At 70.1% G+C, this 13,715-nt stretch carries 13 protein-coding genes and 1 pseudogene; 5 read left to right on the forward strand and 9 right to left on the reverse strand.

From position 1 onward, the window contains the following. Together ACYVO6_RS23115 and ACYVO6_RS23120 are read left to right on the forward strand one after the other, a co-directional pair. Window positions 1–1,384 (forward strand): outer membrane protein assembly factor BamB family protein (locus ACYVO6_RS23115; RefSeq protein WP_461064048.1); only part of this gene is annotated, 1,384 nt, incomplete at its 5' end. A gap of 33 nt (window positions 1,385–1,417) precedes the next feature. Next, window positions 1,418–2,029, forward strand: a complete 612-nt coding sequence (locus ACYVO6_RS23120) for a hypothetical protein (RefSeq protein ID WP_461064050.1) — start codon at window positions 1,418–1,420, stop codon at window positions 2,027–2,029. A gap of 96 nt (window positions 2,030–2,125) precedes the next feature. On the opposite strand, the gene ACYVO6_RS23125 is transcribed toward ACYVO6_RS23120, so the two are convergent. Genes ACYVO6_RS23125 through ACYVO6_RS23135 form a run of 3 tightly spaced genes read right to left on the reverse strand, consistent with a single transcriptional unit; the run spans window position 2,126 to window position 4,516 of the window. Then, entirely contained in the window at window positions 2,126–2,908 is a 783-nt protein-coding gene (locus ACYVO6_RS23125; protein ID WP_461064052.1) for an enoyl-CoA hydratase/isomerase family protein, read from the reverse strand. Then, a complete protein-coding gene (locus ACYVO6_RS23130; protein ID WP_461064054.1) occupies window positions 2,905–3,345 on the reverse strand; it encodes a Zn-ribbon domain-containing OB-fold protein in 441 nt (146 codons plus the stop codon). Before ACYVO6_RS23130 ends, ACYVO6_RS23125 begins: the two co-directional genes overlap by 4 nt. 10 nt (window positions 3,346–3,355) lie before the next feature. Next, a complete protein-coding gene (locus ACYVO6_RS23135; protein WP_461064056.1) occupies window positions 3,356–4,516 on the reverse strand; it encodes a lipid-transfer protein in 1,161 nt (386 codons plus the stop codon). Between the two features lie 147 nt (window positions 4,517–4,663). Here ACYVO6_RS23135 and ACYVO6_RS23140 point away from each other — a divergent pair, with 147 nt between their 5' ends. Continuing rightward, window positions 4,664–6,292 carry a FadD3 family acyl-CoA ligase gene (locus ACYVO6_RS23140; protein ID WP_461064168.1) on the forward strand — a complete coding sequence of 543 codons (1,629 nt, stop codon included), beginning with the start codon at window positions 4,664–4,666 and terminating at the stop codon, window positions 6,290–6,292. 3 nt (window positions 6,293–6,295) lie between these two features. On the opposite strand, the gene ACYVO6_RS23145 is transcribed toward ACYVO6_RS23140, so the two are convergent. The 4 genes and pseudogenes from ACYVO6_RS23145 to ACYVO6_RS23160 all read right to left on the reverse strand — a co-directional run. Continuing rightward, complete coding sequence (locus tag ACYVO6_RS23145; protein ID WP_461064058.1) at window positions 6,296–6,931, reverse strand: hypothetical protein; 636 nt, start codon at window positions 6,929–6,931, stop codon at window positions 6,296–6,298. 91 nt (window positions 6,932–7,022) lie between these two features. After that, window positions 7,023–7,976, reverse strand: coding sequence for a hypothetical protein (locus ACYVO6_RS23150; protein WP_461064060.1), 954 nt, complete (start codon window positions 7,974–7,976; stop codon window positions 7,023–7,025). 691 nt (window positions 7,977–8,667) lie between these two features. After that, window positions 8,668–8,886, reverse strand: coding sequence for a DUF397 domain-containing protein (locus ACYVO6_RS23155; protein ID WP_461064062.1), 219 nt, complete (start codon window positions 8,884–8,886; stop codon window positions 8,668–8,670). Further along, a pseudogene (locus ACYVO6_RS23160) lies at window positions 8,867–9,109 on the reverse strand (Scr1 family TA system antitoxin-like transcriptional regulator); the annotation flags it as partial. The pseudogene ACYVO6_RS23160 and the gene ACYVO6_RS23155, both read right to left, overlap by 20 nt. A 211-nt stretch (window positions 9,110–9,320) precedes the next feature. Here ACYVO6_RS23160 and ACYVO6_RS23165 point away from each other — a divergent pair. Beyond that, the gene (locus ACYVO6_RS23165) at window positions 9,321–9,539 is read left to right on the forward strand and encodes a hypothetical protein (protein ID WP_461064064.1); all 219 of its coding nucleotides are present in this window, start codon (window positions 9,321–9,323) and stop codon (window positions 9,537–9,539) included. Further along, a complete protein-coding gene (locus tag ACYVO6_RS23170; protein WP_461064066.1) occupies window positions 9,536–9,907 on the forward strand; it encodes a fic family toxin-antitoxin system, toxin component in 372 nt (123 codons plus the stop codon). The genes ACYVO6_RS23165 and ACYVO6_RS23170 overlap by 4 nt, the downstream gene beginning before the upstream one ends. A 152-nt stretch (window positions 9,908–10,059) precedes the next feature. On the opposite strand, the gene ACYVO6_RS23175 is transcribed toward ACYVO6_RS23170, so the two are convergent. Together ACYVO6_RS23175 and ACYVO6_RS23180 are read right to left on the reverse strand one after the other, a co-directional pair. Beyond that, window positions 10,060–10,272: a hypothetical protein gene (locus ACYVO6_RS23175; protein ID WP_461064068.1), complete on the reverse strand. Its 213-nt coding sequence runs from the start codon at window positions 10,270–10,272 to the stop codon at window positions 10,060–10,062. Between the two features lie 231 nt (window positions 10,273–10,503). After that, entirely contained in the window at window positions 10,504–13,455 is a 2,952-nt protein-coding gene (locus ACYVO6_RS23180; RefSeq protein WP_461064070.1) for an AfsR/SARP family transcriptional regulator, read from the reverse strand. Window positions 13,456–13,715: the final 260 nt, after the last annotated feature.

Consider the following 13,715-nt stretch of genomic DNA (forward strand, 5'->3'; position numbering starts at 1 on the left):
GCTCGTCCCCGTCCCCGTCGGCGCGGGTGCGGGGCGGCACGGTGGCGCGCCCGACAACGGGCCCGTACGTCTCGCCGGGGCCCCCGTGCCCATCGGGCCAGGCCCGCGCGTCGCCGACGCCCGCGCCGCCGCCGTGAAGGCACCTCCTCCGGAAGCGGGACTCGCCGCCTCCTGGGCCCGGCCGCGCCCCGGCGTCAACGGCGCCGACCCCGCCGTACCCACGCCCACGGCGGCTCCCGCACCCGACTCCGGCTCGTCCTGGCGGCCGTGGCGTTTCCGCATGTCGAACGATGTGTGGGGTACGCCCGCCGTCGCCGGCGATCTCGTCTACGTCACCTCCTTCGAAGTCCACGCCCTGGACGTGGCGACCGGCCGCCGCCGCTTCAAGACGCGGGACGTCGCCTGGTCGATGACGGTCTCGGACGGCCGTATCCACGCCTCCGACGGGCCCACCCTCTTCGCCCTGGACGCCCGCGAGGGCGGCGACCTGTGGCGGCTGCCGACGGATGCCTGGGTGTACTCCCTCAAGGCCGACCGCGGCACCGTCGTCACCGGCACCCGCGGCGGCGGCGTACAGGCCTGGGAGGCCTCCAGCGGCCAGAAACTCTGGGAGATCACCGGCGCCCAGGGCGACTTCGAGTCCCCCGAGGCCGGGCCCGTCGTCCACGACGGAACGGTGTACCTGTGGAAGGACGCCCGCCTGCGCGCCCTCGATGCGCGCACAGGCGAGGAGCGCTGGTCATACCCCATCGGCGACGCGGCCTCCTGCGGCGGCGTCCCGATCCGCCTCACCCAGGCCGACGACGGATACGTGTACGTGTCCGCCGGCACCCGGGTGCTCGCCATCGACATCGCGAACGGCCACGTCCGCTGGCACTTCGAGGCGCCCGCCGTCTTCCTGAGCCCGCCCACCTTCGCGTCCGGCCCCGCGGTCACGGGCGGCGGGATCTACCTCGCCGACTACCTCGGCACGGTGTACGCCCTCGACGCGACGGACGGCCGTGACCGCTGGCGTATCGCCACGGAGTCCCGCGCCTCGATCGACCCGGTGCTCGTCGAGGCCGGACACGTCCACGTGGGCAGCGGCAAGGGCCTCTACACCCTGGACGCCGTCACCGGCACCCCGAAGTGGCGCTTCCAGGCGGGCGGCGACCTCGTCGGCGCCCCCGCGGTCGCCGACGGACGCATCCACTTCGGCTCCACGGACCACCTCCTCTACACCCTGAAGGCCGACGACGGCCGCCTCCGCTGGAAGCTGGCCACGGGGGGCGAGATCACCGGGGCCCCGGTCGTCAAGGACGGGGTGGTGTACGCGTGCAGCAAGGACCGCTGCGTGTACGCGCTGGACGCGGAGAAGGGGACGGGGACGGCTCGGACGACGTGATCTCGTGCCTGATCCCGTGACTAGAGTGATCACATGCATTCTCGGGGGCGCACACTCAAGTTCACGGCGGCACTGTCCTTGGTCGTGCTCGCACTGACCGGCTTCTCGACGGGGCGTCACGGTCACGGCGGTGGCAGTGGAGGTAGCGGCGGAGGCGGTTGCAGCAGTTCCAGCCAGGATCACGGCAGTTCGTCGTCGACGACGAGTGGGGGGTCGTACGGATCCGGCTCGGACGACGACTCGGACGACTCGTACGACGATTCTTACGACGACAGCGGCAGCACGAGCACGAGCGGCGGCGGTTCCTCCACCCGGCGGCCCGGCTACCGCTCCACTCCCACTCCCTCCAGCACGGGCACCAGCAGCGCGGAGCTGGAGGACGGCACGGCGAAGCTGGTCAGCTGCGCGACCGCGACCACTCCTTACGCGACGGTGGAGGTCACGAACCCGAACAAGCGCGAGGCCGAGTTCCAGGTCTGGGTGACCTTCTACGACGCTGAAGGAACTCTGCTCCTCTCGAACAACTCCCCCGTGGTCACGGTGCCCGCGAAGGGCAAGGCCACCACTCAGGTGACGCTGGGCAAGCGCTTCTTGGCGTCGGTCGACCACTGCGAGGCAGATCCGGAGGCCGAGGTCCGGGACTGAGGGCTGGGACTTCAGTCCCTCAACTCCGTCAGGAAGCCGACCACGCGATGCTCAACCATGCCGGCGAGCCTACGCCTGTGCGATGTAAGTGAGTTGCTAACGCAACCTGAACTCGCGCTGTCGCGCCCGGAACAACTCCGCCTGCCGCTCGCCCGGCAGATTCCCGAGCGAGACGAGGTGCGGGGCCTGCGCGAGCGCAGACGCGCGCGTCGCCTCCTTCGCCGCCCAGACGGCCCGTACGGTGCCCTGGACGGCCTCCGTCGGGTACGAGGCGATCACCGCGGCGGCTTCCTCGGCGGCGCCCAACGCCCCACCCGGCGCGGTGAGTTCGGACACGAGCCCGATCTCGTGCGCCCGCCGTGCGGAGAGCCGCTCCGCCGACCCCATCAACGCCATCCGCGCCACCTCCCCGAACGGCATCCGCTGCGCCATGTAGACCGACTCGTACGCGCTGACCATCCCGTACGTCGTATGCGGATCGAAGAAGGTGGCGGTGGAGTCGGCCACGATGAACTCCGCCTCGCCGAGCAGGTAGAAGGCCCCGCCGCAGGCCATGCCCCGCACAGCCGCGATCACCGGCTTCCACAGATCGTTCGCCTTGGGGCCGATCGTGTCGAGCGGATCGTCCGCCATGTAGGGCGAGCCCGGCTGCGGCACCTCGACGCTCCGGTCGAGCCCCGTACAGAAGGCCCGCTCACCCGCCCCCGTGAGGACGACGGCCCGTACGGCATCGTCGAGCCTCAACTCTCGCCAGGCGGCGGCCAGTTCGGCGGCCAGACCGAGGTCGATGGCGTTCAGCTTCTCGGGCCGGTCGAGCGTGAGCACGGCGACGCCCGTGCTCTTGTCGACGCTGATACGGAGGGAGGCAGGCGGCGTCATGAGCGTTCCCGTACCCACTGCGGCAACACCGTGCTGCCGAACACCACCTGCACTTTCGCCCCGATCCGAATCCGTTCCGGCGGAAGGGAGCCCAGCGGGGCGTCGGCGCCGCTGACCAGGTTCCCGACGAGCCGGATGCGCGGCGCCTCGACGAGCTCGACGACGATCACGTTGTACGGCGCCTGCTCCGCGTACGCCGGAAGAAGCGGCGGATGCGGGACGACGTACGACCAGATCCGCCCCTTCCCGCTCATCAGCCGCCACTCGCTCGCGAAGGACTGGCAGTGGGGGCAGCAGGGCCGGGGCGGGAACCGGAGTTCGCCGCAGTCGGCGCAGGCCTGGACGCGGAGTTCGCCTTGGGCGGCGTACTCCCAGAAGGGGGCGCCGTCGTCGTCGCGGACGGGGGACAGGAGTTCTCCCGGCATCGTCAACTCCATCGTCAACTCCTCAGTTCCGTAGGAGGATCGCGGAGGTCGGGACGCCCTCGCCCGCCGTGACCAGGCAGGTCGAGGCGTCCGGGACCTGGGCGGTGCTCGTTCCGCGCAACTGCTTCACACCCTCGTTGATGAGGTTGAAGCCATGGACGTACGCCTCGGAGAGTCCTCCGCCGCTGGTGTTGAGCGGCAGCCGCCCCCCGATTTCGAGGGCGCCCCCTTCCGTGAACGCACCGCCCTCGCCCCGGCCGCAGAAGCCGTAGCCCTCCAGGGAGAGCGGGATGAGTGCCGTGAAAGCGTCGTAGATCTGCGCGACATCAACGTCATGGGGCCCGAAGTCGGCCTGTTTCCACAGGTGTCGGGCGGTCGTCCAGGCGGGACCGGTGAGCGGGTCGTCGTTCCAGTAGTTGACCATGCCGTGGTGCTGGGCGGGCAGGCCCTGGGCGGCGGAGTGGACGTACACGGGTGTGTGCCGACAGTCGCGAGCCCGTTCCTTCGACACGATCACGCAGGCCAACGCCCCGTCCGTCTCAAGGCAGTTGTCGAAGAGGCAGAGGGGTTCGCTGATCCAGCGGGAGGTCATGTACATCTCGCGGGTCAGCGGGCGCTCGTACATCATCGCGGCGGGGTTCTGGTTGGCCCGGTTGCGGCAGGCGAGGGCGACATTGAAGAGGTGGTCGCGACTCGCGCCGTACTCGTGCATATAGCGGCGCGCGAGCATGGCGATCTCGTCGGCCGGGCGGAGGAGCCCGAAGGGGCGGGTCCACTGGGCGGGAGTGGGCAGTTGGGCTGTCGTGTTCTTCCAGGGCCTCGGGCCCGACCCCCGCTTCCGTGACCGCCAGGCGACCCCGACGGAGGCCTGCCCGGTGGCGATGGCGGCGGCGAGATGGGCGACGGTGGCGCAGGAACCGCCCCCGCCGTAGCCCACTTTGCTGAAGAAGGTGAGATCCCCGGCGCCGATCGCCTTCGCCAGCTCGACCTCGTCGGTCTCCTCCATGGTGTACGAGGCGAGCGCGTCGACCTCGCTCGGCGGGATCCCGGCGTCGTCGAGGGCGGCGAGGACGGCGCGGCAGGCCAAGGTCTTCTCGGACTCCGGGAGTTGCTTGGCGAAGGCGGTCTGACCGATGCCGACGATGGCGGTCGCGTCCTTGAGCCCCGCCGTGAGTACTGCCATGGGCACGCACCTCCGCTGCTGTGGTCCGCACTACTCCCGGACTGCTGACAGTGCGTCAGGCTACAGCTAATCTGACGGGTGGTCAGCTAGTGGGACACCAGTGGTACGCCTGTTGGTATGGGGAGGCTTGCGATGCGCAGGGACTTGATGCGCGGGGACCTGGAATGGGAGAGCATCCCGGGGCTGGTCCGTTCGGCGGCCGACCGGTACGGGGATGCCGAGGCGGTCGTGGAGGGGCGTACACGCATCTCGTACGCGGAACTGGGCGCGCGCGTGGAGCGAGCGGCTGCGGCCTGTGTCGCGAACGGTGTCCAGGCCGGCGACCGCGTGGCGATCTGGGCGCCGAACTCGCTGGACTGGATCGTCTCGGCGCTGGGCGCGGTGTCGGCCGGGGCGGTGCTAGTACCGCTGAACACGCGCTTCAAGGGGACGGAGGCGGCGTATGTGCTGGCGCGCAGCCGGGCGCGGCTGCTCTTTGTGACCGGGACGTTCCTGGGGACGTCGTATGTGGCGTCGTTGCGGCGGGCGGCTTCGGAGGGGCCGGTTTCGGAAGAGCCGGGCGTCGCCGGGCCGCTCCCCGGATTGCCGCACTTGGAGCAGGTGGTGGTGCTGTCGGACGACGCACCCGCCGACTTCCGTACGTGGAAGGACTTCCTGGCGAGCGGAGACGGGGTGGGCGAGCCGGAGGTGCGGGCACGCTCGGCGGCCCTGGCTCCCGGCTCCCCCTCCGACATCATCTTCACCTCGGGTACGACCGGCCGCCCCAAGGGCGCCGTGATCACGCACGCGCAGACGCTGCGGGCGTACGCGATATGGAGCGAACTGGCCGGGCTTCGTACCGGCGACCGCTACCTGATCGTGAACCCCTTCTTCCACACCTTCGGCTACAAGGCGGGCGTGATCGCCTGCCTGATGCGGGGCGCGACGATGATCCCGCAGCCGGTGTTCAACGTGGACACGGCACTGGCGAACATCGCGGCGGAGCGGATCTCGGTCCTGCCCGGCCCACCGACGCTCCACCAGTCCCTCCTGGACCACCCGTCCCGTGACTCGTACGACCTCTCGGCCCTGCGTCTGGTGGTGACGGGCGCGGCGGTCGTGCCACTCCGCCTGGTGGAACGCCTCCGTACGGAACTCGGTGTCGGGACGGTCCTGACCGCGTACGGACTCTCCGAGGCAAGCGGCATCGTCACGATGTGCCGCCGCGGGGACGAGCCGGTGGTGATCGCGTCCACGTCGGGGCGGGCGATCCCGGACACGGAGGTGAAGGTGGTGGGACCGACGGGAGCTGCCTTGCCGCCCGGCTCCCCGGGGGAGGTCCTGGTCCGCGGCTTCAACGTCATGCGGGGCTACTTCGAGGACGCGCAGTCGACGGCCACCGTGCTGACGCCGGACGGCTGGCTGCGTACGGGCGACGTCGGCGTCCTGGACTCCGCGGGCAACCTCCGCATCACCGACCGGATCAAGGACATGTTCATCGTCGGCGGCTTCAACGCGTACCCGGCGGAGATCGAGCAGCTGCTCGGCCTCCATCCGGACGTGGCGGACGTGGCGGTGATCGGCATCCCGGACGCGCGACTGGGCGAGGTGGGCAAGGCGTATGTCGTACGCCGGCCGGGTTCGTCCATGACCTCGGACGATCTGATCGCCTGGGCGCGACGCGAGATGGCGAACTACAAGGTGCCGCGGGTGGTGGAGTTCGTGGGGGAGCTGCCTCGGAATGCGAGCGGGAAGGTGGTCAAGGGGGAGTTGCGGGGGAGCGTACGGGGGGTGTGAGGTTCAGAACAGGGTGGGCTGCTCGGAGCGTTCGATCTTGATGTGCCGCATGGTCTCCTCCCCGTAAGCCTCCCGGAGGACCGGCTCGGCCTTCTCGGGATCGGAGACACCCACGACCACGGAGTGGGCGTTCATGCCGACCGTCCAGATCATGAAGGCGCCCTTCCAGCGGTCCATGTCACCGCTGATGCGATCGACGAGGCCTTTGAGCTCGGTCTCGGTGACCTCGGTGTCGTACAGCCGCACCGTGACGCCCTTCTCGGCGGCACCGCAGATGTCGGCATCGAACTTCTCGGCTTCCTTGCCGGGGACGCGGTAGACGTTCGCGGCCCCGTTGGCGTCGTCGACCGACAAGCCGGTGAAGATGCCCGGGTGCGCCTTACCCATCCTGTCGATGTACGCCAACACCCGGTACAGCGGAGTGTCGTCGGGGCGGCTGCCCTTGGGCCCCCAACTGGGGAGCCGCCCCTCCGGCTGCGTACCGACGCACACCTTGGCCGGCTCGAGGGCGGCCGGGGCGCCGCCGCCCCCCTTGGTTTCGCCGTCGGCCCCGGCGGCACTGGCCCCCTGCAGCGCCCCGAGCGCCAGCGCTGTGATGGCGGCGCCTGTCGCGCTCCTGGTGATCCTGCGCTTGTCCATGTCGCCCCCTGATGCCCTGCGTACTCTGCGATGCCCTGCGTCCGCATCGATCGGTACTGGGACGTGGGCAGTGGCGGAGGGGTTCGTTCCGTTATCCGTTCGGCTGCCCGCCTCCGCCCCGGAGGCGGGCGAGGGCGGCCCGGATCTCCTCGATCATGTGAGCGGGCCGGTGGAAGATGTCTTCGGCGGTGAACCGGAGGAGAGTGCGGACCTCCGGGCACTGGAGGACCTCGTTGAAGCGGGTGATGTCGCGGCGGTGGGACTCGCGGGTGCCGTGGTAGGCGTAGCCCTCGACCTCGACGGCCAGGCCCTCGGCTCGGAAGAAGAAGTCCAGGAAGCGACGACGGCCGCCAGGGGTGATGAGTTCGGCCTGGGTCTCGGGGTGGAGGCCGGCGTCGTACATACGCAATCGGGCGATGGTTTCCGCGGGTGAGCCGGAGGTCGGATCGGCCAGCTCCAGCCAGCGGCGGGCTCTCCCGGCCCCGAGGAGCGGGGCTTCGAGCGCGGCGGAGAGCGCGGCCGGGGTGGTGAGTGGGGCTCGGCGCACGTGATCGACTTTCCGCCGGCTCAACGCCGACTCCACGGCAACGAGCGCGTCATCCCGCGGCCCGGCCCGCAGGAGATCGGCGAGGGTGCGGGCGACCGTCGTCACCCGTAGTCCCTGCCGCTCGGTCGTGTCGCCGGGCGCCAGGGGAACGCGGTGCACGCGCACGCCGCCCCCTGCCCGCCGGAGAGTGAGCCCGGGATCCACGAACTCAAGGGCCGCCGACCCCCGAACCGGGCCCGAACGCGCTTCGATCCGCCAGAGCGCCGTCGCCGAGCGGTGGCTCACGACGAGCCGCGGTTCCAGTGACTGAACCGCCTTCAGCCGGACCCGAAGACCCAGATCAAGCCCCGGCTCGCCCCAGACCCCGGCCCGGATCGGGCTCCACCCCTCCTCCCGCAGCCTCCGGCTGAGCGACCGCCTCGGCCACCCCGCATCGAGGGCACGCGAGACCAGCAGCACCCCGCCCTCGGCCAACTCCACCAACTCACTCCGTTCCACAGCCAAACTCTCGCGAACTCCCCCCACCCTCGCTGCCCCTGTGGACAACCCGAGCCGGGATAAGGAGGGGAGGGATTGGAAGATTTGGGCCAGGGCTGGTCCCGTGTTGTCGGGTGATGGGGTGGCGTCTGATGGCCCAAACCTTCCAAAGACTCCTGCCATGCCTGTTGTGACTGGCGGCTTGTCGGCGGGCGGTGCTCTGTCTGCGGTCCGAGTGGTCGCCGGTCGTCCGAGGCGGATCGGCAGCGGTGCAGCCCGGGCCCGCGGGCTCACTTCGGCGAGTCCGCAGGAGGGATCCCGCCAGCAGCGCCGCGCCTGCCAGCAGCCAGGGCAGTGGGCCCTGCGGGAGGGCGCCGATGGCCAAGCCTGCGAGGGCCATGGAGAGCGCTTCCGCGGACGCTGCGGTCACGCCGAGCAGCACAAGGCCGACCGCACTGGTGGCCAGGCCCACCAGGACGGCGCGCTCGCCGTTTCCCGAGAGCCAGGCGGTGAGCGGTGCGAGGTGGCTGCCGATACCCGAGCAGACGAAGTCGGCACAGGCGAGTGCGGCGTAGAGAACCGCTCCTGATTCCGAGACCTCGTCCTGCTGCCGTTCCATGTCGGCCAGTCGGTGAGGAGCGACCTGGACGAGCGCCACGTGGAGCGCGTCAGGTGTGCGAGCTGGTCGAGGGATGCGGGGCATGTCGACCACTCAGGTCGTACGCCCCTGCTTCACCTCTGCCAGGAAGGCGGCCCAGGCCGTGGTCCGGAAGAGGAGGACGGGGCCGCCGTGGTGGGCGGTCTTGGAGTCGCGGACGGGGATGGCTTCGGGGTGACCTAGGGCTACCTCTACGCAGTTGCCGCCGTCCCCGTTGCTGTAGCTGCTCTTCCTCCAGCGCGCCGTGCTCAAGTCAAAGTCGGTGCTTGCCATTTCGGTAGTCCTCAGCCGCTTGCTCGATCAGGGCGAGGGACGCCTTCGGCGGCAGTGCGGCGGCCCTGAGCCGATCGTATGCCTTGCGGTACTGCTTCACGAGAGCCGGATCGTCGACCGTATCGCCGCTGTAGGAGGACTCCGTGTAGACCAGCGGTGGGGCGTCAGGGAAGGCCAGGACCGTAACGGCACCGAGCATCAGAGGATGCGCCCCGGAATTCCACGAAGAGGTACGCCGTGACGCTGCCCGAGGGGCTCGCGGAGGAGGTTCGACGGGAAGTCGGACCGCGGCGCTTCAGCGAGTACGTGGCGGGAGCGCTGAGGCGCCAGTGGAAACAGGATCGGCCCGAAGAGGTGGAGGCCGAACAGCGAGAGGCGCCTCCCGGGTGAATGAAGCCGTCCAGCATGCTGGTATCAGGTGGTACCTTCGAATCATGGCCAAGATGCAGATCAACATCCGCATGGACGACGAGACCGCCGAGATGGCCAGGCAGGCCGCCGAGACCAGGCGGATACCGGTCAACGAGTACGTCGAGCAGCTGATCCGTGACGACAACGAGCGCGTGCGTGCGGTCTTCATGGCCGCGGCGCAAGAGGTGCTCGACGAGTACGGGGATCTGATCGACGAGCTGGAAGGGGAGTCCAGTTCGTGACCGTTCAAGTGGATCTCGCCTGGATCCTTGAAGTCGCCCAGCGGGCCGGTGTGGATGATCCGGGTATCGACGACTACGGCGTGCCGGTTGCCGCCGTCGAGCGTCACCGTGCGGTCCTCGTCGGTCAGGACGTCTATCACGGCGCCTTCGCCAAGGCCGCCGCCCTCGCTCACTCGCTGGGTCGTATGCGATGGCTGGAGCGTTCCAACCTACGGGTCGCCGTGGCGGTGGCCCATGCCTACCTGGTCGCTTCGGGGGTGCCGTCCAAGCTGGACCAGGAGAGGGTCACCGCGCTGGTGGCTGAGTTGAAGAAGGACAGCTGTACGGCGCGGAGTGTCGCGGCTGTGTTGAAGACCTGGGCGGTCTGAGGCGGACACGGGCTGTAGGCGGGCGAGGCCGAGCATGCCGATGGGGGCCGAGCCCACCTGGCTCGGCCCCCATCGGACACGCCTCGGCCGCGGCGGCTCCCCCTCCGCGCCGCCGCGGCCGATCCCCGTCGGGAAGTGGGCTACTTGGAGTGTCAGCTCGGCGGGCTGTTGTCCTCGGGGGTGGCGTCCCCGTCTGCCACCGGCTGGCTGGGCGGGCTGTTGTCCTGCGTGGTCGCGTCCCCGTCTGACACCGGCTCGCTCGGCGGGCTGTTGTCCAGCGTGGTGAAGGTCTCCTTGCCTACCGGCGCGCTGGGCGGGCTGTTGTCGTGGGGCTTGAGGTCCGTGTCCTTGGCCTTCTCGGTCATGTGCTCAACTTCCTCTTCTCTGGTGAGTGCGGAGTGAGGAACGCCCGCCCGGATGCTCCCCCGAGGGCCACCGGACGGGCGTCGTGGAGCCGTATCCCCCGCGATCGGGCTCCTGGTCCCACCGCCTGCCCCCCGACGCGACGGTGTGACAGATATGAGAGTGCCGGGCGGCGATAAACGAATGCTGAACGCCCGCAACACACTGGAGCGCCTCTTGATGCTCAGGCACGCTCAGGCCGCCGTGGCAGGGCTGAGCAACGCGCGTACTTCGTCGGCTTCCTCGGCGACGCCGTTCAGTTCGTAGAGGCTGAGAGCCTCCCGCCAGCATGCCTGCGCCCGGTCCGCCTGCCCCAGAGCGGAGAGTGCCCGCCCGAGGAGGGTCAGGACATTGCCCCGCATCCAGTCGCCGCCGACGCAGCCCAGGGCGAGCGCCTGTTCAGCTCCTTGGGCCGCTCGTGCGGGGCGACGGACGGCAAGATGCACTTCGGCGATCCGGAAGTGGGTGTTTCCCTGCCAGAGCCGCTGCCGATGGTCGGTGAAGATGCTCAGCGCGTCGGAGAACTCGCTGAGCGCCTCGGCATGACGTCCGGCCCCGGCCAGAGCCATGCCCAGGTTGTAATGCCCGTTGGCCTTGCGCATCGGCTTCCCCAGCTCGGCGTGGGCCGCGAGGGCCTGCTGCGCGAGCTCGACGGCCTTCGCGACGTTGCCCATCCCCAGGTGGGCGCGGGAGAGGTTGGCCAGGGCGACTGCTTCGTTGAGCCTGTTGCCGACCGCCCGGTAGCCTTCTATCGCCTGGTCGAAGAGGGTCTTGGCGTCCACGTACCGCTTCTGTCGCAGGAAGATGTTGCCCCGGTCGTTGGCCGCCCAGCTCCTCGCGGTGATGTCCCCCGCGGAGGCCGCGAGTTCCATGGCGAGCTCGGCCTGCTCCGCCGCCTGCTCGATACGTCCGGAGACCAGGAGGACTTGGCTGAGGGTCGTACGTGCTCTGCCCTCGGCGCGTACGTCTCCCGCAGCCCGTGTGGCCTCGCACGCCGCCCTGGCTGTCGTCTCGTACTGGTGGGAGTTCGCGCCCGACTCGGTCAGGTCCTTGGCCATCCACAGGAGATCGACCGCACGCCGCAGCCTGTCCGTGCCCGCGGACTGGTGTACGCAGGCCAACAAGGAAGCCGCCTCGGTGTACAACCAGTCCAGGGCGGCGGCGCCCTCGGTGAACCGCAGCCCCGCGTACTCCGTCGCCTCCAGGTGATCCACCAGCCGGTCACCCGGCCGCTCGATCGCGTAAACCCCCGCAGCCGTGGCCAGATAGAAGTCCAGCAACCGCGACATCGCCGCCTCCCGCTCACTGGGTGGCTGCTCATCCCGCTCTGCACACGCACGCGCGTAGAGCCGGACCAAGTCGTGGTACCGATACCGCCCAGGAGCCGCAGACTCCAGCAACGACGTATCGACCAGCGACTCCAGCAGATCCTCCGTCTCCTCGACGGGGAGGTCCAAGACCGCCGCAGCCGCAGCCAGCGAGATGTCCGGCCCGTCCGCCAGCCCCAGCAACCGGAACGCCCGAGCCTGCGCCGGCTCCAACTGCCCGTACCCCAGCTCGAAGGTGGCCTTCACCGCCAGATCCCCGGCCTGCAGCTCATCGAGCCGCCGCCGTTCATCGCCCAGCTTCGCCGCCAGAACCGACACCGTCCACGTACGACGGGCCGCCAGCCGAGACGCGGCGATCCGGATGGCGAGGGGCAGGAACCCGCAGGCCGCGACCACGTCCAGCGCGGCCTCCCGCTCGGAGGCCACCCGTTCCTCGCCCACGATCTTCGTGAACAGCAACAGCGCTTCCTCGGGGGACATCACGTCCAGGTCCACCAGGTGCGCGCCCGCCAGGTCCACCATCCGTACCCGCGATGTCACCAGCGCCGCGCAGCCCTCCGTCCCAGGAAGCAGCGGGCGCACCTGGGCGGCATCTCGCGCGTTGTCCAGCAACACCAGCACCCGACGCCCGTCCAGCACCGACCGGAACAGCGCCGCCCGCTCCTCCAATGAATCCGGGATGGCGGAGTCAGCCGTCCCCAACGCCCGCAGAAAGGCACCAAGCACCGTCTCCGGCTCAGCAGCCCGCGCCCCCGCCCCCTGCAAGTCCACGTACAACTGCCCGTCCGGGAACGCGGAACGCGCCTGGTGCGCCACATGCACCGCGAGCGTCGTCTTGCCCACGCCCCCGATCCCGGCCACCGCCGACACCGCCATGACACGGCCCTCGGCGGAGGCGAGAACCTCTCCCAGCTCGGAAACGAAGGAGGCACGCCCGGTGAAGTCGGGGACGGTGGCGGGGAGTTGCGCCGGCCGCACCGGCGCAGCCGCAGGCTCCTCCACCGGAGCCGACGGTTCCGCCAACGCCGGGTCCGCCTGCAGGATCCGCTGCTGGAGGTCCTTCAGACCGGGCCGCGGATCCACTCCCAGCTCATCCGCCAGCAGGCGCCGCGTATCCGCGTACACCGCCAGCGCCTCCGCCTGCCGCCCGCTGCGATACAGCGCCAGCATCAGCAGTTCCCGCAGGCGCTCGCGCAGCGGATGGGCCGCCGTCAGAGCGGTCAGCTCCGAGACCGCTTCCGCGTGGCAGCCCTGTTCGAGGTCCATGTCGAGCCGGGTCTCGGCCAGTTGGAGCCGCCACTCCTCGAGCCGCGTCCGCTGCGTGTCCGCGTACGGACCCGGAACGCCCGCCAGTACCTCCCCGTCCCACAGGCTCAGCGCCTTGTTCAGCAAGGAGCGTGCATGACACAGATCTCCGGCGGTACGAGCCTTCTCCGCGTCCGCTGCCAACTCTTGGGCGAGGGCCAGGTCCAGCGCCCCCTCGCCGAGCGACCGGATCGCGTACCCGCCCGACTCACTGACCAGGACGCCGGAGCCGAGGACTTTCCGGAGGCGGGAGGCGTACGTACGGACCGCCGCCAGCGCCTGGGAGGGGGGCTCCTCGCCCCAGAGGGCGTCGATCAGTTCGGAGGCCGTGGCCGTACGGCCCTCGCGCAGCAGCAGTGCCGCGAGCAGCGCGCGCTGCTGCGGGGAGCCGGTGGGCAGGGGCTCCGCGCCGTGCCAGGCGCGTACCGGGCCGAGCAGGCTGAAGCGGAGCGACGCGGCCGATTCCTCGGGGCGCCCCTGCTCCAGCGGCTCTACTCGCGGTACACCGTCCATCGCTGTCCCCCTGCCGAACCCCTGCCGAACTGTCATGACAACCAGGCCAGTTTGCCTTGTGCACGCCGGATACGTCAGCCGTGGGAGACGCCGATCACAGGCGGACATGCCATGGACTGAAACGTCTCACACGGCCCCCACACGGTCCCCTCAACCTAGAGACCGCTTACCGCGGGCAGATACAGGGCGGACGGCCGGCATACGTAGCTGACGCCATAGCTGACGCCCCGTCAGATCAGCGCTACCGTAAGACCCCATGG

The sequence above is a fragment of the Streptomyces pseudoechinosporeus genome (assembly GCF_054783935.1).